The 22,272-nt window shown below is 62.9% G+C and carries 18 protein-coding genes; 9 read left to right on the top strand and 9 right to left on the bottom strand.

The genetic code is table 11. The annotated features are described in order from the left end of the window. Positions 1–65 precede the first annotated feature (65 nt). Both KY494_RS10735 and KY494_RS10730 read right to left on the bottom strand, forming a co-directional pair. A complete protein-coding gene (locus tag KY494_RS10735) occupies positions 66–335 on the bottom strand; it encodes a hypothetical protein (protein WP_219890920.1) in 270 nt (89 codons plus the stop codon). A gap of 110 nt (positions 336–445) precedes the next feature. Further along, positions 446–1,009 (bottom strand): pseudouridine synthase, encoded by a 564-nt coding sequence (locus KY494_RS10730; protein ID WP_219890919.1) that lies wholly within the window; start codon positions 1,007–1,009, stop codon positions 446–448. Between the two features lie 290 nt (positions 1,010–1,299). On the opposite strand from KY494_RS10730, the gene icd reads away from it, so the two are divergent. Further along, positions 1,300–2,553 (top strand): NADP-dependent isocitrate dehydrogenase, encoded by a 1,254-nt coding sequence (icd, locus tag KY494_RS10725; protein ID WP_219890918.1) that lies wholly within the window; start codon positions 1,300–1,302, stop codon positions 2,551–2,553. A gap of 95 nt (positions 2,554–2,648) precedes the next feature. On the opposite strand, the gene KY494_RS10720 is transcribed toward icd, so the two are convergent. Continuing rightward, positions 2,649–2,852 (bottom strand): cold-shock protein, encoded by a 204-nt coding sequence (locus KY494_RS10720; RefSeq protein WP_010395943.1) that lies wholly within the window; start codon positions 2,850–2,852, stop codon positions 2,649–2,651. Between the two features lie 321 nt (positions 2,853–3,173). On the opposite strand from KY494_RS10720, the gene clpS reads away from it, so the two are divergent. From clpS to KY494_RS10705, 3 genes are all read left to right on the top strand, one after another. Beyond that, on the top strand, positions 3,174–3,476 hold the full coding sequence (gene clpS / locus KY494_RS10715; RefSeq protein ID WP_096234388.1) for an ATP-dependent Clp protease adapter ClpS: 303 nt from the start codon (positions 3,174–3,176) through the stop codon (positions 3,474–3,476). Further along, positions 3,473–5,773: an ATP-dependent Clp protease ATP-binding subunit ClpA gene (gene clpA / locus KY494_RS10710; protein ID WP_219890917.1), complete on the top strand. Its 2,301-nt coding sequence runs from the start codon at positions 3,473–3,475 to the stop codon at positions 5,771–5,773. Before clpS ends, clpA begins: the two co-directional genes overlap by 4 nt. A 296-nt stretch (positions 5,774–6,069) precedes the next feature. Further along, positions 6,070–9,420 (top strand): S41 family peptidase, encoded by a 3,351-nt coding sequence (locus KY494_RS10705; RefSeq protein ID WP_219890916.1) that lies wholly within the window; start codon positions 6,070–6,072, stop codon positions 9,418–9,420. 4 nt (positions 9,421–9,424) lie between these two features. Here KY494_RS10705 and KY494_RS10700 read toward each other — a convergent pair whose 3' ends face one another. The 4 genes from KY494_RS10700 to prpR all read right to left on the bottom strand — a co-directional run bounded on the left by KY494_RS10700 (position 9,425) and on the right by prpR (position 13,868). Then, positions 9,425–10,144, bottom strand: a complete 720-nt coding sequence (locus KY494_RS10700) for a LytTR family DNA-binding domain-containing protein (RefSeq protein WP_219890915.1) — start codon at positions 10,142–10,144, stop codon at positions 9,425–9,427. Then, positions 10,141–11,178, bottom strand: coding sequence for a sensor histidine kinase (locus KY494_RS10695; protein ID WP_219890914.1), 1,038 nt, complete (start codon positions 11,176–11,178; stop codon positions 10,141–10,143). Before KY494_RS10695 ends, KY494_RS10700 begins: the two co-directional genes overlap by 4 nt. Positions 11,179–11,193: 15 nt before the next feature. Next, positions 11,194–12,066, bottom strand: a complete 873-nt coding sequence (locus KY494_RS10690; protein ID WP_219890913.1) for an alpha/beta fold hydrolase — start codon at positions 12,064–12,066, stop codon at positions 11,194–11,196. A 176-nt stretch (positions 12,067–12,242) separates the two neighbouring features. Beyond that, positions 12,243–13,868: a propionate catabolism operon regulatory protein PrpR gene (gene prpR / locus KY494_RS10685; RefSeq protein ID WP_219133414.1), complete on the bottom strand. Its 1,626-nt coding sequence runs from the start codon at positions 13,866–13,868 to the stop codon at positions 12,243–12,245. Positions 13,869–14,077: 209 nt separating this feature from the next. Between prpR and KY494_RS10680 the strand changes: the two genes are divergently transcribed. After that, entirely contained in the window at positions 14,078–17,740 is a 3,663-nt protein-coding gene (locus tag KY494_RS10680) for a bifunctional diguanylate cyclase/phosphodiesterase (protein WP_219890912.1), read from the top strand. Here the strand turns inward: KY494_RS10680 and xth are convergent. Continuing rightward, positions 17,737–18,501 carry an exodeoxyribonuclease III gene (gene xth / locus KY494_RS10675; protein WP_219890911.1) on the bottom strand — a complete coding sequence of 255 codons (765 nt, stop codon included), beginning with the start codon at positions 18,499–18,501 and terminating at the stop codon, positions 17,737–17,739. The two genes, KY494_RS10680 and xth, sit on opposite strands and share 4 nt — an antisense overlap. A 570-nt stretch (positions 18,502–19,071) precedes the next feature. Here xth and KY494_RS10670 point away from each other — a divergent pair. From KY494_RS10670 to KY494_RS10655, 4 genes are read left to right on the top strand one after another with little or no spacing between them, the layout of a single operon-like run. Continuing rightward, on the top strand, positions 19,072–19,443 hold the full coding sequence (locus tag KY494_RS10670) for a hypothetical protein (RefSeq protein ID WP_096234395.1): 372 nt from the start codon (positions 19,072–19,074) through the stop codon (positions 19,441–19,443). A gap of 10 nt (positions 19,444–19,453) precedes the next feature. Then, on the top strand, positions 19,454–19,642 hold the full coding sequence (locus KY494_RS10665) for a DUF1653 domain-containing protein (protein ID WP_034782199.1): 189 nt from the start codon (positions 19,454–19,456) through the stop codon (positions 19,640–19,642). 33 nt (positions 19,643–19,675) lie between these two features. Continuing rightward, entirely contained in the window at positions 19,676–20,146 is a 471-nt protein-coding gene (locus KY494_RS10660) for a CreA family protein (protein ID WP_219133420.1), read from the top strand. Positions 20,147–20,157: 11 nt separating this feature from the next. Then, positions 20,158–20,685 (top strand): hypothetical protein, encoded by a 528-nt coding sequence (locus tag KY494_RS10655; protein WP_219133421.1) that lies wholly within the window; start codon positions 20,158–20,160, stop codon positions 20,683–20,685. Positions 20,686–20,777: 92 nt separating this feature from the next. Here the strand turns inward: KY494_RS10655 and KY494_RS10650 are convergent, their stop codons facing one another. Then, positions 20,778–22,271, bottom strand: a complete 1,494-nt coding sequence (locus tag KY494_RS10650; protein ID WP_219890910.1) for a leucyl aminopeptidase — start codon at positions 22,269–22,271, stop codon at positions 20,778–20,780. Position 22,272 lies beyond the last annotated feature (1 nt).

Genomic DNA, 22,272 nt, shown 5'->3' with positions numbered 1-22,272 from the left:
GCCTGGCCGCGCCGAAAGCGTGGGGTGACAGCAACAGGGCTGCTGCCGTCACCCCGGGGTAGCACTTACTTCACGGGCTTGCCTGCTTCAGCGGCCGGCTGCTTCGTCTTGCGCGGCTGCGGAATCAGGCGCGGTGCATCGGTCGCGGCAGAGGCGTTGACCGAGGCCGCTGCCGGCTTGACGGCGTCGGTGGCGGCCGAGGCATGGCTGGCTGCCGAGGCGGGTGGCGGCTTGACGGCATCGGTCGCTGCGGAAGCATGCACCTGGGCACCCGATTGCGCCAGTGCGGCGCCGGCAAGCAGGGAAGCGGCCAGCATCAGTATTACTTTTGTCATCATCTTTCCTTTTCCGTCATGTTAAGGTCAGATGATTTTAATACATTATCTAAAAATAAATAGTGCTTATTGGCAAAATTTTAGTGCCGAAGCCACTTTTCTTGTCCTGCTCACGCTTTTCCAATGTTCTCGGCTGGCACTTCACACCATTCACCGGGCAGCAGAGGGTGGCTGGCCAGCGAGAACGGCCCGATGGCGCTGCGCACCAGGCGCAGGGTGGGCAGGCCGACGGCCGCCGTCATGCGCCGCACTTGCCGGTTTTTACCTTCTTTCAACGTGATCGCCAGCCACGAGGTCGGCTTGTCGGCGCGCGCGCGGATCGGGGGGGTGCGCGGCCACAGCCAGTCCGGCTCGGCGATGCGCACGGCCTTGCACGGCTTGGTGATGAAGTCGCCCAGATCCAGCGGCGCCTGCAGGCGCGCCAGGCTGGCCGCATCGGGCACGCCGTCGACCTGCACCAAATAGGTTTTCGCTTCCTTGCGGTCGGGGTGGCTGATCTCGTGCTGCAGGCGGCCGTCGTCCGTCAGCAGCAGCAAGCCTTCGCTGTCGGCGTCGAGCCGGCCGGCCGGGTAGATGCCGGGAATGGTCAAATGGTCGGCCAGGGTGAGGCGGCCGTCCTGCGGCGAAAACTGGCACAGGACCTGGAATGGTTTATTGAAGAGGATGAGTGGCATGCTGGTAGAGGAATTGATGTAAGCGATGGTGGCTGCTGGTTGGCGCCGCGAAAGCGTGGCGCCCTGTAAGATAGTGGTGCATAATGTGAAACACAGTCTTATGTCTTATAGAAGACATGGGCGATAGGGCAGCGAGGTTCTTTGGCGCCGCGGATGGTCCGGGGTTTCTTTCCCTGCTAAAGTGCGTTGTTGCCGCCATGTTCGGACTTGTTTTTGTAAACTCTGCAACCGCAGAGCGCGTCGCCGGCCCGTGTTGCCCGCCAGCGGTGTGTCCCACTTCGGAGATCACGATGTATCAACATATCACTGTACCTGCTGACGGCCAAAAAATCACCGTCAACGCCGATTTTTCGCTGAATGTACCAGATAATCCCATCATTCCCTTCATTGAAGGCGATGGCACGGGCATCGATATCAGCCCGGTCATGATCAAGGTGATCGACGCTGCCGTGGCCAAGGCCTACGGCGGCGCGCGCAAGATCAGCTGGATGGAAATCTACGCGGGCGAAAAATCGACGAATGTGTACGGTCCCGACGTGTGGCTGCCGGAAGAAACCCTGGCCGTACTGAAAGAGTACGTCGTCTCCATCAAGGGCCCGCTGACCACGCCCGTCGGTGGCGGCATCCGCTCGCTGAACGTGGCCCTGCGCCAGCAGCTCGATCTGTACGTCTGCCTGCGCCCCGTGCGCTACTTCACGGGCGTGCCATCGCCCGTGAAAGAGCCGGAAAAGACGGATATGGTGATTTTCCGCGAAAATTCGGAAGACATCTACGCCGGCATCGAATACCAGCAAGGCTCGCCTGAAGCCAAAAAATTGATGGATTTCCTGATCAATGAAATGGGCGTGACGAAGATCCGCTTCCCGGCCACGTCCGGCCTGGGCATCAAGCCCGTCTCCATCGAAGGCACGCAGCGCCTGGTGCGCAAGGCCATCCAGTATGCGATCGACAATGACAAGCCCTCCGTGACGATCGTGCACAAAGGCAACATCATGAAGTACACGGAAGGCGGTTTCCGCGACTGGGCGTATGCGCTGGCGCAAAAGGAATTCGGCGCCGAGCTGATCGATGGCGGCCCATGGTGCAAGTTCAAGAATCCGAAGACGGGCCGCGACATCATCGTCAAGGATTCCATCGCTGACGCGTTCCTGCAACAGATTTTGCTGCGGCCGGCCGAATACAGCGTCATCGCCACCCTGAATCTGAACGGCGATTACATTTCCGACGCGCTGGCGGCGCAAGTGGGCGGCATCGGCATCGCGCCGGGCGCCAACCTGTCCGACTCCGTGGCCATGTTCGAAGCGACGCATGGCACGGCGCCGAAGTATGCGGGCAAGGATTACGTGAACCCCGGCTCCCTGATCCTGTCGGCGGAAATGATGCTGCGCCACATGGGCTGGCTGGAGGCGGCCGACCTGATCATTTCGTCGATGCAAAAGTCGATTGCCTCGAAGCGCGTCACCTACGATTTCGCCCGCCTGATGGAAGGCGCGACGCAAGTGTCGTGCTCCGGTTTCGGCGACGTGATGATCGAGCACATGTAACACGCGGGGCAGGGCAGGGTGCAGCGCACCCTGCGGACGAAAAAAAACCCCGCTTCAAGGAAACGGGGTTTTTCACATCTGAGGGCCGGCGATGCTTAGGCTGCTTGGATGTTGGAAGCTTGCTTGCCTTTAGGGCCTTGCGTGACTTCGAATTGAACTTTTTGACCTTCTTTGAGGGTCTTGAAACCGTTCATGTTGATTGCGGAGAAGTGAGCAAACAAATCTTCGCCGCCGTCATCTGGAGTGATGAAGCCAAAACCTTTGGAATCATTGAACCACTTAACTGTACCTGTTGCCATAAAAAGAACTTTCAAAATTAAAACAAATCACACGAGCCATAAAAGCAAGAAGCTTCTTGCCCCCTCCTCGACGTCTCACTTCTTATCAAGCTGTACATTACTGCAACAGTCGATACAGCATTGTTGGCGGAATAAATAATGAAGTCAAGCGCTTTTCCATCGATATTGCCAAATTCTTCACGGCAACCAAAAAAGCAACTCTTGATTTTGACAGCAAGGTCGCCATCTGCGCACTATTAAGAAAACGCGTAAGATTGAAAACAATTGGAAAGGCGTAGATATTGCGCATGACAACCACTGTGAAAGCATTAGAATAAGCGTATGGCAACCAAGCACGACACAGAAACCCTGCTGGAGCGGCAAGTGCTGAAGCCGCCGCCGCTCTACCAGGTGGCCTTGCTCAATGACGACTACACCCCGATGGAATTCGTGGTGGCCATCATTGAGGAGTATTTCAACAAGGACCGTGAAACGGCGACGCAAATCATGCTCAGTGTTCATCGCTACGGCAAAGGAGTGTGCGGCGTGTTCTCTAAAGATATAGCGTGTACCAAAGTGGAGTTCGTTTTAACGCATGCGCGCAAGGCGGGGCACCCCCTGCAGTGCGTGATGGAGGAAGTATGATTGCGCAGGAATTAGAAGTAAGTTTGCACATGGCGTTTGTCGAAGCTCGGCAGGCACGGCACGAATTCATCACGGTTGAGCATTTACTGCTGGCACTGCTGGACAATCCCTCCGCTGCCGAGGTGTTGCGTGCCTGCGCGGTCAATATTGAGGACCTGCGCAAGACCCTCACCAATTTCATCGGCGATAACACGCCGACCGTGCCTGGCACGGGCGAAGTCGACACCCAGCCGACGCTTGGTTTCCAGCGCGTGATCCAGCGCGCCATCATGCACGTCCAGTCCGCATCGAATGGCAAGAAGGAAGTCACTGGCGCCAATGTGCTGGTGGCCATCTTCGGCGAAAAGGATTCGCATGCGGTCTACTACCTGCACCAGCAGGGCGTGACGCGCCTGGACGTGGTCAATTTCATTTCGCACGGCGTGCGCAAGGACCAGTCGACGGAAAGCGCGAAAGCTTCCGAAGGCGTGGAAGACGCGCCTGTCGAGGGCCAGCCGAAGGAAAGCCCGCTCGACCAGTTCACGCAAAACCTGAACAAGGCCGCTGCCGAAGGCAAGATCGACCCGCTGATCGGTCGCGAGGAAGAAGTCGACCGCGTGATCCAGATCCTGTGCCGCCGCCGCAAGAACAATCCGCTGTTGGTCGGCGAGGCGGGCGTGGGCAAGACGGCCATCGCCGAAGGCCTGGCCTATCGCATCACGCAAAGCGATGTGCCGGAAATCCTGCAAAATGCCGTCGTGTATTCGCTGGACATGGGCGCCTTGCTGGCTGGTACGAAATACCGCGGCGACTTCGAACAGCGCCTGAAAGCCGTGCTCAAGCAATTGAAGGACAATCCGAACGGCATCCTGTTCATCGACGAGATCCACACCATCATCGGTGCGGGCTCGGCTTCGGGCGGCACGCTGGACGCCTCCAACTTGCTGAAACCGGCACTGGCGAATGGCCAGCTGAAATGCATCGGCGCGACCACGTACACGGAATTCCGCGGCGTGTTCGAGAAAGACCATGCGCTCTCCCGCCGCTTCCAGAAAGTGGACGTCAACGAGCCGACCGTCGAGCAAACCGTGCAGATCTTGCGCGGCCTCAAATCGCGCTTCGAAGAGCACCATGGCGTGAAATACTCGGCATCGGCGTTGTCGACGGCGGCCGAACTGGCGGCGCGTTTCATCAACGACCGCCATCTGCCCGACAAGGCGATCGACGTCATCGATGAAGCGGGCGCGGCGCAGCGCATCCTGCCGAAGTCGAAGCAAAAGAAAACCATCGGCAAGGCCGAGATCGAGGACATCATCGCCAAGATCGCGCGCATTCCGCCGCAAACGGTCAACCAGGACGACCGCAGCAAGCTGCAGACGATCGACCGCGACTTGCGCAACGTCGTGTTCGGGCAAGATCCCGCCATCGACGCGCTGGCCTCGGCCATCAAGATGGCGCGTGCCGGCCTGGGCAAGACGGACAAGCCGATCGGCTCCTTCCTGTTTTCCGGTCCGACCGGTGTCGGCAAGACCGAGGTGGCCAAGCAACTGGCTTTCATCCTCGGCATCGAGCTGATCCGTTTCGACATGTCGGAATACATGGAACGCCACGCCGTCAGCCGCTTGATCGGCGCGCCGCCGGGCTACGTCGGTTTCGACCAGGGTGGTTTGCTGACGGAAGCGATCACCAAGAAGCCGCATTCGGTCTTGCTGCTCGATGAAATTGAAAAAGCCCATCCGGACATTTTCAATATCCTGCTGCAAGTGATGGACCATGGCACCTTGACGGATAACAATGGCCGCAAAGCCGATTTCCGCAACGTGATCATCATCATGACCACCAATGCGGGCGCGGAAAGCTTGCAGAAAGCTTCGATCGGTTTCACCAACTCCAAGCAGGCAGGCGACGAGATGGCCGACATCAAGCGCATGTTCACGCCGGAATTCCGTAACCGCATCGACGCGACCATCAGCTTCCGCGCGCTGGACCAGGACATCATCCTGCGCGTGGTCGACAAGTTCCTGATGCAGCTGGAAGAGCAGTTGCACGAGAAAAAGGTCGAGGCCGTGTTTACCGAGAAGCTGCGTGCTTTCCTCGGCAAGAAAGGCTTCGATCCGCTGATGGGCGCGCGGCCGATGGCACGCCTGATCCAGGATCTGATCCGCAAGGCCCTGGCCGACGAGCTGCTGTTCGGCCGCCTGGTCACGGGCGGACGGGTCACCGTCGACCTCGACGACAAGGACCAGGTCTTGCTGGAATTTCCGGAACCGCCAGACGCGGCACCGACGGCAGCGCCGGAAACGGTGGAAGTGGAATAAAACACCGAACCAAACCTACTGCGCGTCGCGATTTGCGGCCTCCGATGCTCACTGTGCTCTTGCACAGTTCCGCTTCTCGGCCGCAACTCGCTGCCGCTCGCTACGGTTTTGTTCGGCGTTCAGCGCGTTTCTGCTCTTGTCAAAAAACCCGCCCCACGCAAGTGGCGCGGGTTTTTTTACGTTTTTGTGGGCAATAAAGAAGGTTTTCTTTGGTCGTGCTTATGCCAGAATTGCTGTCCGGTATCGACATGATGTCCATGCCGTCTTATCGCCCTGACCGCTATCTGGATGCTCACATGAAAATTTCCCGCACTCTCGCCTCTCTCCTGTTTTCCGCCGGCCTGCTGGCTAACGCTGCGGCCGCCGCTGCCGCGCCTGCCGGCAGCTATTTCCGTTTTCCCGCCGTGCGCGGCGATACCGTCGTCTTCACGGCCGAAGGCGACTTGTGGAAAAGCAGCGTGCGCGGCGGCGCGGCGCAGCGCCTGACCACGCATCCCGGCTATGAAACGAACGCGGCGATTTCGCGCGACGGCCAGTGGCTGGCGTTTTCCGCAGCCTATGAAGGGGCGCAGGAAGCGTATGTGATGCCGCTGGCGGGCGGCTTGCCGCGCCGTATTTCCTTTGATAATGGCGGCGTGCTGGTGCTGGGCTGGACGGCGCAGGGCGAAGTGCTGGTCAGCACGCAGAATACGGACGGTCCCGCTTCGCGCCGCATCGTCGCCGCCATCGATCCCGTGAAACAGACGCGGCGCGTGTTTCCCGTGGCTGACGCCAATGACGCCGTGCTCGACGATGCGGGCAAGACGCTGTTCTTCACGCGTTTCGGCCTGGCCATGACGAACGACAATGTGCGCAACTACCGGGGCGGTGCGCATGCCACTCTGTGGCGCTATGCGCTCGATGGCAAGGGCGAGGCCGTGCGCATGCATACGCTGCCTGCCGTGTTGGAGGGTAACAACAAGCGCCCCATGTGGTGGCAGGGCCGCGTCTATTACATCAGCGACGAGGGCGGCAGCGATAATTTGTGGAGCATGCTGCCCGACGGCTCCGACCGCCGCGCCTTGACCAGCCACACGCAGTGGGACGTGCGCAACGCCGCGCTGGGCGATGGCAAGATTGTGTATCAATTGGGTGCGGACCTGCGGGTACTGGACCTGGCCGCAGGGACGGACTCATCGCCATTGCCGATCAGCCTCGTGTCCGACTTCGACCAGCAGCGCGCGCGCCAGATCCGCTCGCCGCTCGACACCTTGAGCAACGTGCAGCTGTCGGGCAAGGATGAGCGCATCATCCTCACTGCACGGGGCCGCGTCAGTATCGCCGGCACGGGCAGCTTGCGCAGAGTCGACATCGCCATTCCCGAAGGAGCACGGGCGCGCGATGCCGTCTTTTCCAGCGATGAAAAATCCGTCTTCGCCATCGTCGACACGAGCGGCGAAAATGAAATCTGGAAGTACGCGGCCAATGGTTCGGGCAAGGGTGAGCAGTTGACGACGCAGGGAGACAATCACCGCTGGAAACTGTATCCGTCGCCGGACGGACGCTGGCTGGCGCACACGGACAAGAAGGGCCGCTTCTGGCTGCTGGACTTGGCAACGAAGGGCAACCAGCTGATCGACGACGCGGGCAAGGCGGGCGTGGACAAGCACGACGAAGTGCAATGGTCGCCCGACAGCCGCAACCTGGCCATCGTGCGCGTGGCCAGCAATGAGCAGCGCGAGCAGATCGGCCTCTACAACCTCGCCTCGAAGCAGTTGCAGTTCGTCACCAGCGACCGCTATACCTCCGCTTCGCCCGTGTTTTCGCCGGACGGCAAGTGGTTGTACTTCATGTCGGCACGCAATTTCCAGCTGGCCAACGGGTCGCCGTGGGGCGACCGCAACATGGGTCCCGTGTTCGACAAGCGCATCGGCGTGTATGCGCTGGCGCTGCAGCCGGGCAACCGCTTCCCGTTCCAGCCTGACGATGAACTGAGCCGTCCGGGAGTGAAGCCGGCCGAGACGGACGATGAAAAGGCGGCCGAACAGGCGGCGGAAAAAGCGCTGGAGAAAGCCGGCGGCAAGACGGCCGTCAGGAAGACGCCGGCCGCGCTGCCGGATGTCGTCTTCAAGGGACTGGCCGAGCGCCTGTATGAAGTACCGCTGGCGGCGGGCAATTACAGTGCGCTGGCCATGGATGACAAGCGCCTGTATTTCCTCGAGCGCGACAGCGGCGAGAACAAGTCCAGCCTGAAAACACTCGCCATTGGCAATACCGGCTCGAAGCCGGAACTGCTGGTGGCCAATGTGCGCGAATTCGACCTGGCGCAGGATAAAAAGCATCTGTACTACCGCACGGCGACGGCCACAGGACCGGGCGAGATGCTGGTGATCGAGGCGGGCGCCAAGCTGCCGTCCGACCTGTCGAAGGCGAAAGTAAAAGTCGACGACTGGACGTTTGTGTCGAATCCGCGCCTGGAATGGAAGCAGATGTTCAACGACGCCTGGCGCTTGCACCGCGACTTCCTGTACGACGCGAAGATGCGCGGCGTGGACTGGAAGGCGGCGCGCGATAAATATGCGCCGCTGGTCGAGCGGGTCACGGACCGGGCCGAGCTCAATGATTTACTCGGCATGATGGTGGCCGAAGTGGGCGCCCTGCATTCGCAGATCCGTCCCGGCGAATTGCGCCGCACGGAGCAGGAAGGTACGCCGGCCGGCCTGGGCGCCGTGCTGGCGCGCACTGGCGACGGCTACCTGGTCGAGCACGTCTACCGCAGCGAGGCGGAATTGCCCTCGGCGCGCGCCCCGTTGTCGCGCCCCGAAGTGGATGTGAAGGCGGGCGACGTGATCACGGCCGTCAACGGCAAGGACGTCTTGGGCGCGCGCGACATCAGCGACCTGCTGCTGAACCAGGCCGACAAGCAGGTGCTGCTGCAGGTCCAGCGAGGTAAAGGCGCGCCGCGCGCCGTCATCGTCACGCCCGTCAACATGGCGAAACAGACGGCGCTGCGCTATGGCGACTGGGAATTGAGCCGCGCCGAGCAGGTAGCCGCCGCCTCGCAGGGGCGCATCGGCTACCTGCATTTGCGCGCCATGGGCGCGAACGACATCGCATCGTTCGCGCGCGACTTTTACGCCAACATCAACCGCGAAGGCCTGATCATCGACGTGCGGCGCAATAACGGCGGCAATATCGACAGCTGGATCATCGAAAAACTGCTGCGCAAGGCCTGGGCCTACTGGGCGCCGCCGGGCGTGCAGCCATCGTCGAACATGCAGAACACCTTCCGCGGCCACCTGGTGGTACTGGTCGATGAACTCACGTATTCGGATGGCGAGACCTTCGCCGCCGGCATCAAGGCATTGAAACTGGCGCCGCTGGTGGGCAAGCGCACGGCCGGCGCGGGCGTCTGGCTCAGCGACAATACGCGCCTGGCCGACAATGGCATGGCGCGTGTGGCGGAAAACGGCCAGTTCGGCGTCGATGGCCAGTGGCTGATCGAAGGCGTGGGCGTGGTGCCGGATGTCGAGGTGGAAAATCCGCCGCACGCCACTTTCAATGGCGCCGACCGCCAGCTGGAAGTGGCGCTCGACATGCTGGCGAAAAAACTCCAGGAGCAGCCGCGCCCCGCCTTCCAGGCGCAGCCCATCCCCGCGCTGAAGTAGGGGACTACAGGCCGGTGACGGCCTTGAACTGTTGCGCGCGGCGGCGTGATACTTCCACCACGCTACCGTCCAGCAGGTGCAGGTCGAGGCCATCGGCCGCATTCGGCGCCACTTGCGCCACCTGCGCCAGGTTGACGATCTGGCGCCGGTTGGCGCGCAAGAACAGGGCGGGGTCGAGCTTTTCTTCCAGCTGGTTCAGGGTGCGCAGCATCAGCGGCTGGTGCGCGCCGAAATGCACGCGCGTGTAGTTGCCTTCCGATTCCAGCAGGCGGATATCGTCCAACGCGACAAACCAGCAGCGTTCCCCATCCTTGATGAAAACCTTGCGCGGCGCGGGCGGCGGCATGGCTTGCGCCCGCGCGCCGGCACGCGCCAGGGCCGTGGCCAGGCGTGCCGCCTGCACGGGTTTTTGCAGGTAGTCGAGGGCGCTCACTTCAAACGCCTGCAGCGCGTACTGGTCGAAGGCCGTGCAAAAGATGACGTCGGGCGCATCATCCAAGGCGGCCAGCAGGTCGAAACCGGAGCCGCCCGGCATCTGCACGTCGAGCAGCAGCAGGTTCGGGCGCAGCTTGCCGATCTGCGCGATGGCGTCGGCCGCGCTGGCCGCCTCGCCGACGATCTCCACGGCGTCCCGCTGCACATGCGGCGCCAGCAGGCGGCGCAACTCGGCGCGCGCCAGGCGCTCGTCATCGACCAGCAGTATCTTGAGCGGCTGACCGTTCATGCCAGCTCCGGCAAATGGATGGTGGCATATACCCAGCCCGCCTGCTGGCGCAGTTCCAGGCTGGCGTGCTCGCCGCAGGCCAGCTGCAAACGCTGGCGCGCATTGCGCAGGCCGATGCCGATGGAGCCGGACGCGCCACGCAGTTCGCCCGTGTTGGCCACCTCGATCCGCAGCGCGACCATGCCCGCGCCGCGCCGCGCCGCGATGCGGATGTCGCCGCCATCGGCGCTTGTCTCCACGCCATATTTGACGGCGTTTTCCACCAGCGTTTGCAGGGCCATGGGCGGCACGCGCACGTGATCGATGCCGGGGGGGATGTCGAAGCTGACGCGCAGGCGCTCCTCGAAGCGTATTTGCTCGATCGCCAGGTAGGCGCGCACGGCGTCCAGTTCGGCCGCCAGCGGCACCGTCGCATGCTGGCTGGACTGCAGCGCGTGGCGCATCAGGTTGGCCAGCTGGTCGATCATGTGCGCGGCCGCCTCGCGGTCTTCGAAGATCAGGGCGCGCACGCTATTGAGGCTGTTGAAGAAAAAATGCGGATTGACTTGCGCCTGCAGGGCGCGCAGTTCCGCTTCCCGTCCATGCAGCTGCAGGCGCAGGGTTTCCGCTTCCAGGTGGGCGGCGCGGCGCAGCGACAGCGTGGTGAAGTAAAACACCGTCCAGGTCAGAAATACCCCGAACCAGAACAGCAGCGCGCCGGGCAGCCATGCCAGGCCACGCAGCACGTCGGGTGGATACATGGCGTGGAAGGCGGCCGTCACGCTGGCCGTCTGGATGGCGGCCAGCAAGGCCAGCGAGGGCAGGATGCGTTTCCAGCGCAAGCCGTTCGCCGCCCAGCCGCGCCGGCGCAGGATGCCATGCCACAGGTGCGACAGCAACAGCCCGCCCAAGGACCCCCAGCAGGAAATCGTCACGACGATGCGCAGCTGCGAGGAGCCGCCATACACGCTGTTGAACAGGGTGAGTGCGCCCCAGCCGGCCAACTGGAAGGTCCAGTACCAGTTGATCCTGGCCAGCAGCGGCGGACGGTGCAAGGGCGCGCTCACGGTCTAGTTGAGGAACTGTTCGATGCGCGCATACATCCAGTCCGGCTGGTCGTACATGATGAAATGGCGCGCCGTGTCGGCCAGCGCGATTTTTACGCCCGGCAGCTGTGCATACTGCTGCTGGAAGGTCGCTTCGATGGCCGCGCGCGGCGCATAGTCCTTGTAGGCGATCCAGGTGCCCAGCACCAGCGTGGGCGAGGTGATGCGCGCCACCTCCTGGCGCAGGTCGCTGGCCATCAGCGTGCCCATGGCGCGGATAATCGTTTCGCGGTCCGAGCGCTGGCCCCAGCCGACGATGCGCTCCACATCGGCCGGCGCCGTCGCCATGCCGGCAACCGTTCGGCGCTGGCTGGCGCTGGAGCTGGCCGCATCCTGAGCGCGCATGGCCGATTGCATCTGGCTTGACATGGCTTGCAGCTGTTCCTGCGTGATGGAGGGCATTTGCACCGCGCCCAGCGCCGGCAGCGAGTCGACGATCAGCAGCTTGCCCGTTTGGGCCGGATGGTCGATGGCCATTTTCAACGCCAGGAAGCCGCCCAGGCTATGCCCGATGATGGCTGGCCGGCCCAGTTTCTGGGTGCTGATGTAGTCGGCCAGTTGCTGCTCCGCCTGCGCCAGCAGGTCGCCTTCGATGGGCGCCACGCCGGCAAAGCCGGCCAGGGTCAGCACATGGCAGGCGCGTCCTGTCTTCGGTCCGCACAGGCGCGCCACCGTGCCTTGCCAGACTTCGCCCGAGGATGCCAGGCCGGGAATCAGGATCAGCGGGCGGCCCTGGCCCGTGACGTCGACCGTGAATGCAGTCGGGGCGGCGGCCCGGCTGGCGCCCGCCAGCAGCACGGTACTGAGCAAGATCAAAGTTTGCAGTGTTCGTTTCATGATGTGTTCCTCCTTGACGACGATGCTAGCGGGCCAGGCGCCGCGCCGCCAGCACCGCGGGATGACCGGCGGCAGGCAGGGATGAACGGTGCAAAAGATGCGGGTGCCGCTGCCGTACCAGTGCTGGCAGGCGTGGCGCATCGTTTTGAGCCATGGTCGTTTCCGTGCTTGAACATTCAGCCGGCGCGCAGGCGGCGCCACAGCGTGGTGCGGCTGATGCCGAGGTAATGGGCGGCCGCGTCGCGGCGCCCGCCGAAGCGCGCCAGTACGGCGCTGGCGCTTTCGTCTTCCGGGCGCGGCGGTGCGGCGGCAGCCGGTGCCGCCAGCACGCTGGGCGCGGTGGCGCCGTGATCCAGTTCCGGCGCCACGCCCAGCACGAAGGCGGGGGTGAGTGCCTGCAGCGGTTCGGCGGCCAAGAACAGCGCCAGGCGCTCGGCCAGGTTGCGCAGTTCGCGCACGTTGCCGGGCCAGTCGTAGCGGCGCAGCAGCGGCGCGCAGGCGATGATTTCCGCGTGCAGGTTGGGGTGCGGACGGGCGCCCAGCGCGGCCAGCGCGTTTTTCAGCGACCATTCGGCCAGGCCTGGAATATCGCTGGCGCGTTCGCGCAAGGCGGGCAAATGCAGGCGCAGCACGGCCAGGCGGTAGAACAGGTCGGCGCGGAAGCGGCCTTCGCGGATGCGCTGTTCCAGGTCGCAGTGCGTGGCGCTGATGATGCGCACGTTGATGGCGATGGGCCGCGTGCCGCCCACGCGCACCACTTCGCGCTCTTCCAGCACGCGCAGCAAGCGCGTTTGCAGGGCCAGCGGCATTTCGCCGATTTCGTCGAGGAACAGGGTGCCGTGGTTGGCCGCTTCGAACAGGCCCGCATGGCCGCCCCGGCGCGCTCCCGTAAACGCCCCGTCCTCGTGGCCGAACAGTTCCGATTCCAGCAGGGACTCGGCGATGGCGCCGCAATTGATGGCGATGAAGGGCCGGTTCGCGCCCAGGCTGCGCGGGCTTTCGCGGTGGATGGCTTGTGCCACCAGCTCTTTGCCGCTGCCCGTTTCGCCCTGGATCAGCACCGTCGCCGGCGAGCGCGCATACAGCACCACCGACTGGCGCAGCGCTTCCATCGCTTCCGATTCGCCGCGCAGGTCGTGCAGGCCGTGGCGCGCGCGCAGGGTGTCGGCCACCACCGCGCGCCTTCCCCTGTTCGATTCGATCTGGGTCAGGCGCGCCAGTTCCAGCGCGTCGTCGAAGGCGCGCCGGATGGCCGTGGCGGAATACACGAAGACGGCGGCCAGCCCGGCTTCCTCGGCCAGGTCGGTGACGAGGCCCGCGCCGACGACGGCTTTGACGCCCGCCGCCTTCAGTTCATTGATCTGCGCGCGCGCGTCTTCCTCGGTGGCATAGGTGCGCTGGGCGATCTGGAAGCCGAAGGTGGCGGCAAATTCGGCCAGTTCCGGCATCGGATCCTGGTAGGTGACGACGCCGATGTCCGGCGAGATGCGCCGCGCGCGCGCCAGCGCCTGCATCACGTCGTAGCCGCTGGCCTTGGCGATGATGACGGGCACCGACAGCCGGCCTTTCAGGTAGGCGCCGTTCGAGCCGGCCGCGATGACCGCGTCGCAGCGCTCGGTGGCCATGCGTTCGCGGATGTGGCGCACGGCGTCGTCGAAGCCCAGGTTGATCGGTTCGATCGTCGCCAGGTCGTCGTATTCGAGCGTGATGTCGCGGAACAGGTCGAACAACCGTGAGACGGAGACGGTCCAGATGACGGGTTTGTCGCGGTGGTCGAGCGGAGGTTGGGGCGGGCGGCGCATGCTTTATTCTAAACGATTTGTTTCATTTTCTTGCCATGCAACGGCATTGCAACGAGCGTGTTGCAACTGGTCTGTGGCGTTTCAGATATTGCCAATAAGGAATATGAAAAAACCCCGGGAAACTGGTTTATGATCTAACAGCACTATGATGCCTGACAAATATATTGTTCAAGTGCATTCCGACCGCTAACAACCGACCCATGGTGTCCATGAACCGCGTACCGACCAGTCCCGATTTCATCGCCGATGCCTTGCAGCTGATCGCCTTGCCCGCCTGCGCCTGCGATGCCTGCGGCATGGTGGTCGCGGTGAATGGCGCCTTGAGCGCCTTGCTGGGCAGGGATGTGTCGGGCCGCCTGCTGGCCGACTGTTTTACGGACGCCTACCGCGCGTCGAGCACCAGCATGCTGCGTGGCGCGCTCGGTGCGGCCGGGCGCGAGCGGCACTGGGACAGCAGTCTGGAGGGAATCGATGCGACCATCGCCGTGCAGGTATGGGCCAAGCCGCTGCCGGTGGGCGATGGCTTGCCGGGCGCGACCCTGGTGTTTGCCGACATCAGCGTGCAGCAGCGCGACCAGCAAGCCTTGCGCAAGACCTTGCTGGAACAGCAGGCCATCCTGGAAAGCGCGGCCGTCGGCATCGTGTTTTCCAGGGGCGGCTTCATCGAGGAGTGCAATATCCGCGCCGCCGAGATGCTCGGCTATGCGCGCCACCAGTTGACGGGCATGCCGGGCGCGGTGCTGTATCGCTCCGCCGAGCATTGCCGCAACCTGGGGCTGGAAGCGGCGCCGTTGCTTTCCAAGGGCAAGCCGTACCGCACCGAACTGGAATTGCGGCGCCAGGATGGCACGCTGTTCTGGAGCCGGCTGCACGGGCGCGCCGTCGATCCCTTGAATACCCATGACGGCACCGTATGGATCATCGAAGATATCAGCGACCACCGGCGCGATGAAGACCAGCTGCGTCGCGCCATGCTGGAAATGCAGGCCGTGATGGACAACGCGCCGCTGGCCATCGGCTTCCAGCGCGACAAGGGCGTGCTGCGCTACAACCGCCGCTTCGCCGAATGCTTCGGCTTCGATGGCGACAGCGGCGTGGGCCTGGCCGTCGCCGACCTGTACCCGTCGCGCGCGGCCTACGAGAACGTGGTGCGGCAAGCGTCGCCTCTGCTGCGACGCGGCCAGCCGTTCCAGGGCGAGATGGAGATGCGCCGCCGCGACGGCTCCACGTTCTGGGCGCTGGCGTATGGCTACGTGCTGAACCCGGAGAGCCAGACCGACCGCGGCTTGCGCGATACGATCTGGCTGTTCGACGACCGCAGCGCGCAAAAGGCGGCCGAGGAGGCCACGCGCCAGCTGATGCTGGAGCAGCAGGCCATCCTCGACAATGCATCCGTCGGCATCCTGTTTTCGCGTTCGCGCCTGGTTCTGCGCTGCAATCCCCGCTTCGCCGAAATGTTCGGCTACGCGCAGGAGGAGATGACGGGCCTGCCCGCCGCCGAGTTGTTTCCCTCGCCCGCCGCCTACGAAGCGTTTGGCGTGCAAGCCACGCCGCTGCTGGGGCAGGGCTTGCCGTACGAGCAGGATGAGACGCTGTTCCGCCGCCGCGATGGCAGCCTGTTCTGGTGCCGCATCCGCGCCAAGGCCGTCGACCAGGCGCACAGCGAGCAGGGCACCATCTGGATACTCGAAGACGTCACGGACAGCCGCCAGGCGCAGATGGAGGTGGCGGCCATCATGACGAATGCCTCGGTGAGCATCCTGTATACCAAGAACCGCCAGATCACGCGCTACAACCTGGGCTTTGCCGCGATGTTCGGCTACAGCGGCGACGAGGCGCTGGGCCTGCCCGGGCGCGCGCTGTACGTGTCGCAGCAATCCTACGAGTTGCTCGGCGCGGCGGCCTTCCCTTTCCTGTCGGTGGCCAAGCCGTTCCAGACGGAAGTGGAAATGATGCGCCGCGACGGCACGACCTTGTGGGCGCAGCTGATCGCCTATGTGGTCAATCCGGACGATCCGGCCGCCGGCACCATCTGGATCATCGAGGACCGCACGGAAGCGAAGCGCGCCGAAGAATCCTTGCGCAATGCGCTGCTGGAAAACCAGGCCATCCTCGACAGCGCCGTGCTGGGCATCTCGGTGGTGGAGGGCGGCTACAATTTGCGTGCCAACAGCAAGATGGAAGAGCTGTTCGGCTATGGCCCCGGCGAGATCAACGGCCTGTCGGTGCAGGCCCTGTATCCGGACGTGGCCGCGTGGAAGACGGCACGCGGCGAGACAGCGCGCGACTTCGAGGCCGGCAGGGTGCACATGTCGGAATACCAGCTGGTGCGCAAGGATGGCAGCCGCTTCTGGGCGCGCCTGTCCGGCCGGCCGTTCGACCTGGCGCATGCGCATGGCCGTTCCGTGTGGCTGGTCGACGACGTGACGGCGCGCCGCGAGGCGGCCGAGGCGGTGCGCCGCGCGCGCGACGAACTGGAGCTGCGCGTGCACGAACGCACGGCTGAACTGGCCGGCGCCAATCTGCTGCTGCAGGGCGAGATCGCCGAGCGGCGCCAGGCCGAGGCGCGCGTGCACCACATGGCCTACCACGACAACCTGACGGGCTTGCCGAACCGCGCGTTGTTGTCGGACCGCCTGGAGCGGGCCATGCTGTCCTCGCAGCGTTCCGGGCGCAAGCTGGCCGTGATGTTCATCGACCTGGACCGCTTCAAGACCATCAACGATTCGCTGGGCCACATGACGGGCGATTTGCTGCTCAAGGAAGTGGCTGCCCGGCTGTGCCGCGCGGTGCGCGCCAGCGACACGGTGGCGCGCCTGGGCGGCGATGAATTCGTCGTGCTGGTGCCGGGCATCCGCGACACCGACGAGGCGGCGCGCGTGGCCGAGAAGGTCATCGAGGCGCTGACGCCCGCTTTTCCGCTCGATGGCCATGTGCTGCACGTGACGCCGTCGATCGGCATCTGCGTGTATCCGGACGATGGCGGCGATGTCGACGCCCTGATGCGTCATGCCGATGCGGCCATGTACCACGCCAAGGGCAATGGCCGCAATAATTACCAGTTCTTCACGCAGACGATGAACCAGGCGGCGGCCCTGCACTTCGACCTGGAAAGCAGCTTGCGCACGGCGCTGGCGCTGCAGCAGTTCGAACTGTTTTACCAGCCCATCATCGATATCGCCACGCGCCGCCTGCATGGCATGGAAGTGCTGCTGCGCTGGCGCCGTCCAGGCCATGGCCTGGTGCTGCCTGACCGCTTCATTCCCATCATGGAGGAAAACGGCTTGATCGTGCCGGTGGGCGAATGGGTCATGCGCCAGGCCTGCGAGCAAAGCATGGCCTGGCAGCGCCAGGGCTTGCAGCCCGTGCCGCTGGCGGTGAATTTGTCGCCGCGCCAGTTCATGCACAAGGGCCTGGTGGCGGCCATCGGCGACGTGGTGCGGGAAACGGGCATCGATCCGGCGCTGCTGGAATTCGAGATCACCGAGACGGCGCTGATGCAGCACGGCGAGCATACGCTGGAGATTTTGCGGCAGATCAATGGCATGGGCCTGCGCCTGTCGATCGACGATTTCGGCACCGGCTATTCCAGCCTGGCCTATCTGAAACGCTTCCCCGTGAAAAAGGTCAAGATCGACCGTGCCTTCATCAAGGACCTCGAGCACAGCGCGGAAGACCGCGCCATCGTGGCGGCCATTATCGCGCTGGCCGACAGCCTGCAATTGTCGACCGTGGCAGAGGGCGTGGAGACGGAAGAACAGTTCGCCCTGCTGCAGGCGAACGGCTGCCGCTATGCGCAGGGCTATCTGTTTTCCGCGCCCGTGCCAGCCGTGAACGCGCAGGCCTTGCTGGAGCGGCTTGCCGTTAGTTAGTCAATCGTCGCCACGACCGGCGCGTGGTCGGACGGCTGTTCCCATTTGCGGGGCACGCGGTCGATCACGCAGGCCGTGCAGCGAGCGCTCAAGGCTGGCGAGAGCAGGATATGGTCGATGCGCAGGCCCTTGTTCAGGCGGAAGCCCAGCTGGCGATAATCCCACCAGCTGAACGATTTTTCCGCCTGCTCGAACAGGCGGAAGGCGTCCGTCAGGCCGATGTCGAACAGGCGTTGCAGGGCGGCGCGTTCCTTGTCCGAGACCAGCACCTGGCCGGCCCAGGCGACGGGGTCGTGCACGTCGCGGTCGTCGGGCGCGATATTGTAGTCGCCGACGACGGCCAGTTGCGGATGCTGCCGCGCTTCCTCGGCCAGCCAGTCGTGCAGGGCGGACAGCCAGCCCAGCTTGTATTCGTATTTGTCCGAGTCGACGCTCTGGCCGTTCGGCACATAGGCGCAGACGACGCGCACACCGCCGATGGTGGCGGCCAGGATGCGCTGCTGCGCATCTTCATAGCGGGGATTGTTCTTCACCACGTCGGTGATCGGCAGCTTCGACAGGATGGCCACGCCGTTATAGGTTTTCTGGCCGCTGAAGACCACCTGGTAACCAGCCGCCTCGATCTCGGCGACGGGGAACTTGTCATCCGTGAGCTTGGTCTCTTGCAAGCAGAGTATGTCGACCGGATTGTCGGTCAGCCACTGCAGCACTTGCGGCAGGCGCACTTTGAGTGAGTTGACATTCCAGGTGGCGAGTTTCATGGTAAAAATCCTTGCTTGAATAGGTATCGATAAGCGCGAATCTTACCGCATGCGTGTCGCCGGCGTGCTGCCCGCCGCTGGTCGCGCAAGCACCTTATTTTCCTACAGGGAAAAAGAGTGTTAATAAAGTATTTATATTTAGCCAATCGTGGCGCATGAATATTATGTTTTTGTGTATGATTGATCAACCCCTATGTTTGATTTGGCATAAGTGGCTGGCGTGGCAGGCTGCGTCTCGCCGTTTAACGCGACAAAGGTGTAAAGTTTCTCGCTGAAACGCGATAAAAACTACTAAAATGGCACAATGTAACAACTGTGTCACACCGCTTTGTTACAGCCAAGTTGAGAACCGAACAGGAAGCAGTTGTAATTAGTTGTAATTGCTATTCCGATTACATGACCACTGTGCCGGGGCGGAGCGTCAATTCCGTTCCTGGCGCCGCCAGACTTGTTATATAAATTGCAGTACTATATCTATGAGACTGTTTTGCGACATCAATAGATGGTACTATTTTGAAATGTTGCAGTTTTAATAGTGAGACTTGCGCGTAGCATTTGCAAAGGAAGAAAATGCGAACTGCATTTGAAGCGTGGGCGCAGCGTGACGGCCACATTGTGCGGCGAAGAGAAGACAAACCGGATGAGTACCTGATTTTCGAGACCCAGCGTCGCTGGGTTATCTGGCAGGCAGCTCTGACGCATGGCAAGACGGCGGCCAAGCCGCGCGTGAGCGCGGCCGAAAAGGCGGCGAAAGCCCAGCGCGCGCTGGAAATGTCCTCCGATGAGGCGACCGTGCGCAACAAGGTGCTCAATGAAGTGCTCGATGCCTTCAGCGGCGCCGATGGCGCTGCCGGCATGGAAGGCATACTGAAAGTGATCCAGGGCCTGAAGATGAAGCAGAAGGCACTGGCCGACGACAAGAGCGAAGATTCAACGGCTTGAGGGGACGGCGATGCGTTATCGACACTACAAGGGTGGCATTTATGAACTGGTGTGCGAAGCCACGCTGGAAGCGGATCTGACGCCGATGATCGTGTATCGCGCCGCGGACGGTTCCATCTGGACCCGGCCGAAAGACGTGTTTTTTCAACTGATCGAAGTCGAAGGCGTGATGGTCCAGCGTTTCGCTCCCATCAACTGATGGCCGCCTGCGTGCGTGCCCGGGATTATCTTCATGCGTAAATTGCTGTCTGCCGCTTTGGTGCTGGGCTTTGCCTGCACCGCGGCACATGCCGAAACCATCGGTTCGGTCGACACGGTGTTCAAACTGATCGGCCCTGACCACAAGATCGTCGTCGAAGCCTACGACGATCCCCGTGTCGCTGGCGTCAGCTGCTACCTGTCGCGCGCCAAGACCGGTGGCATCAAGGGCGCCGTCGGCCTGGCCGAGGACAAGGCCGATGCGGCCGTCGCCTGCCGCCAGGTGGGGCCGCTGCAATTCAAGGGCAAGCTGCCGCGCCAGGAAGAAGTGTTTACCGAGCGTGCCTCGATCTTCTTCAAGCACGTGCGCGTGGTGCGCATGGTCGACAGCAAGCGCAATGCGCTGGTCTATCTCGTGTATTCCGACCGCCTGATCGAGGGCAGCCCGAAAAACAGCGTCACCGCCGTCGCCGTGCCCGGCGACCAGCCGATTCCCGTCCGTTAAGCGAGCTTCCCATGCGCGTGCCATCGTCTGTCGCCCTTGTAGCCAGGACGCTGCTGCTGTTTGGCCTGGGCGGCTGCGCCACCTTGACGGGCAATACCGAGCAGATGGTGCTGGTGCAAACCATCCAGGACAACCGCGAGCTCAATGGCGCCGGCTGTATCCTCAGCAACGACGTGGGCAAGTGGTTCGTCACCACGCCCGGGCGCATCACCATCCGCAAGAGCCAGGAACCGTTGAAGGTCGATTGCCGCAAGCACGGTTCGCCCGCCATCGCCACGGACGACCACATCGACCCCAAGCTCAATGGCAGCGTCTGGGGCAATGTCATCCTGACCCTGGGCGTCGGCTACTTCGTCGACCGCAATACGGGCGCGGGCTTCGACTATCCATCGGTCCTGACCATCGTCATGCAAGACCCGGCCCGTCTGGCACCGCCGCCCGCGCCGGTTTCCGCGCCGCCGCCGCCGGCCGCCGTGCCGGAAACGGTGGTGCAGCCGAAGGTGGCGCCATCGCCTTTGCCCAATCCCGTCGTCTACTGATTCACTTACACATAAAAAAGCCGCCAGGGTCAGTGACCGTGGCGGCTGCTTCGCGACGCCGATAGCGCAGGGCGCTATCGGCAGGCGTCAACTTAGACGCGGTTGATCAGGAACGTGGTCAAGAGTGGTACTGGACGGCCGGTCGCGCCCTTCGATCCGCCCGATTTCCATGCCGTACCGGCGATGTCCAGATGCGCCCAGGTGTACTTCTTGGTGAAGTTTTCCAGGAAGGCCGCTGCCGTCACCGAACCGCCGCCTGGCGTGCCGATGTTGGCCAGGTCGGCGAAGTTCGACTTCAACTGCTCGTTGTAGGCCTCTTCGATCGGCATGCGCCATGCCGTGTCGCTCGACTGCTTGCCTGCTGCCAGCAGTTCATTGGCCAGCTGGTCATGCGCCGCATCGCTGCGCGTAAACAGGCCGCTGTTGTGGTGGCCCAGGGCGACGACGCAAGCGCCCGTCAGGGTGGCGATATCGACCACGGCTGCCGGCTTGAAACGTTCGGCGTAGGTCAGCGCGTCGCACAGCACCAGACGGCCTTCGGCATCGGTGTTCAGCACTTCGATGGTCAGTCCGTTCATCGAGGTGACGATGTCGCCCGGCTTGGTGGCGCGGCCCGACGGCATGTTTTCGCACGCGGCGATGACGCCGATGACGTTCAGCTTCAGGTTCATTTCGCCGATGGCGCGGAAGGTGCCCAGCACCGAGGCGGCGCCGCACATGTCGTACTTCATTTCATCCATGCCAGGACCGGCCTTGATCGAAATGCCGCCCGTGTCGAAGGTGATGCCCTTGCCGACCAGGACCACCGGTGCATCCTTGGCTTTGCCGCCCATGTGCTTCAGGACGATGAATTTCGGCGGCTGTTCGCTGCCGTTGGTGACGGACAGGAAGCTGCCCATTTTCAGCGCTTCGAGCTGTTTGCGGTCCAGTACTTCGACTTCAAACTTGTAATCCTTGGCCAGCTGCTTGGCCGTGTTGGCCAGGTAGGTCGGATTGGCGACGTTCGCCGGCAGGTCGCCCAGATTGCGCGTCAGGTCGGAACCGTTGGCGATGGCGATGGCTTGCGCCAGCGCGCCGCGCGTGGCTGCCGTTGCTGGTGCCGACAGGACGATCTTGCGCACGCCTGCTGGCGCCGGATCTTTTTTGCTTTTTTGCGAGTCGCAGCGGTATTCGCTGTCGTGGGCGGCTTGCACCACGCAACGGATTGCCCAATTTACGTCGCGCTCTTTCACTTCCGTCAGCGGTAATGCGATAATGGCGTCCGCAGCACCCAGCGAGCCGAAAGCCTTGAGGGCCGCTTGTACACCGGTAGCGAAGCTTTTTTCGCTGACAGCTTCATCGCTGCCCATGCCTACCAGCAGAACACGTTCGGCGGCGACGCCATCGACTGCGCGCAGCAGCAAGGTGCTGCCTGGCTTGCCGCTGATGTCGCCGGACTTCAGCGCAGCCGAAATCGCACCCTTGCTGTCCAGCGATTTTGCCGCTGGCGACAGTTTTTTGTTTTCGAATACCGCAACCGCGATGCATCCGCTTTTGGCCGTGCCGAGGGTGCTCTTGGTATCGAATGCTTTTATGCTAAAGTCCATT

Source organism: Janthinobacterium sp. PAMC25594 (genome assembly GCF_019443505.1).
Lineage (GTDB): Bacteria > Pseudomonadota > Gammaproteobacteria > Burkholderiales > Burkholderiaceae_D > Janthinobacterium.
This window is presented reverse-complemented; position numbering and strand designations above follow the sequence as displayed.

Bases quoted from the DNA above. Each gene is read 5' to 3' on its own strand.
- KY494_RS10735 (WP_219890920.1), bottom strand. From the start codon at position 335: ATGACAAAAGTAATACTGATGCTGGCCGCTTCCCTGCTTGCCGGCGCC.
- KY494_RS10730 (WP_219890919.1), bottom strand. From the start codon at position 1,009: ATGCCACTCATCCTCTTCAATAAACCATTCCAGGTCCTGTGCCAGTTT.
- icd (WP_219890918.1), top strand. From the start codon at position 1,300: ATGTATCAACATATCACTGTACCTGCTGACGGCCAAAAAATCACCGTC.
- KY494_RS10720 (WP_010395943.1), bottom strand. From the start codon at position 2,852: ATGGCAACAGGTACAGTTAAGTGGTTCAATGATTCCAAAGGTTTTGGC.
- clpS (WP_096234388.1), top strand. From the start codon at position 3,174: ATGGCAACCAAGCACGACACAGAAACCCTGCTGGAGCGGCAAGTGCTG.
- clpA (WP_219890917.1), top strand. From the start codon at position 3,473: ATGATTGCGCAGGAATTAGAAGTAAGTTTGCACATGGCGTTTGTCGAA.
- KY494_RS10705 (WP_219890916.1), top strand. From the start codon at position 6,070: ATGAAAATTTCCCGCACTCTCGCCTCTCTCCTGTTTTCCGCCGGCCTG.
- KY494_RS10700 (WP_219890915.1), bottom strand. From the start codon at position 10,144: ATGAACGGTCAGCCGCTCAAGATACTGCTGGTCGATGACGAGCGCCTG.
- KY494_RS10690 (WP_219890913.1), bottom strand. From the start codon at position 12,066: ATGAAACGAACACTGCAAACTTTGATCTTGCTCAGTACCGTGCTGCTG.
- prpR (WP_219133414.1), bottom strand. From the start codon at position 13,868: ATGCGCCGCCCGCCCCAACCTCCGCTCGACCACCGCGACAAACCCGTC.
- KY494_RS10680 (WP_219890912.1), top strand. From the start codon at position 14,078: ATGAACCGCGTACCGACCAGTCCCGATTTCATCGCCGATGCCTTGCAG.
- xth (WP_219890911.1), bottom strand. From the start codon at position 18,501: ATGAAACTCGCCACCTGGAATGTCAACTCACTCAAAGTGCGCCTGCCG.
- KY494_RS10670 (WP_096234395.1), top strand. From the start codon at position 19,072: ATGCGAACTGCATTTGAAGCGTGGGCGCAGCGTGACGGCCACATTGTG.
- KY494_RS10665 (WP_034782199.1), top strand. From the start codon at position 19,454: ATGCGTTATCGACACTACAAGGGTGGCATTTATGAACTGGTGTGCGAA.
- KY494_RS10660 (WP_219133420.1), top strand. From the start codon at position 19,676: ATGCGTAAATTGCTGTCTGCCGCTTTGGTGCTGGGCTTTGCCTGCACC.
- KY494_RS10655 (WP_219133421.1), top strand. From the start codon at position 20,158: ATGCGCGTGCCATCGTCTGTCGCCCTTGTAGCCAGGACGCTGCTGCTG.
- KY494_RS10650 (WP_219890910.1), bottom strand. From the start codon at position 22,271: ATGGACTTTAGCATAAAAGCATTCGATACCAAGAGCACCCTCGGCACG.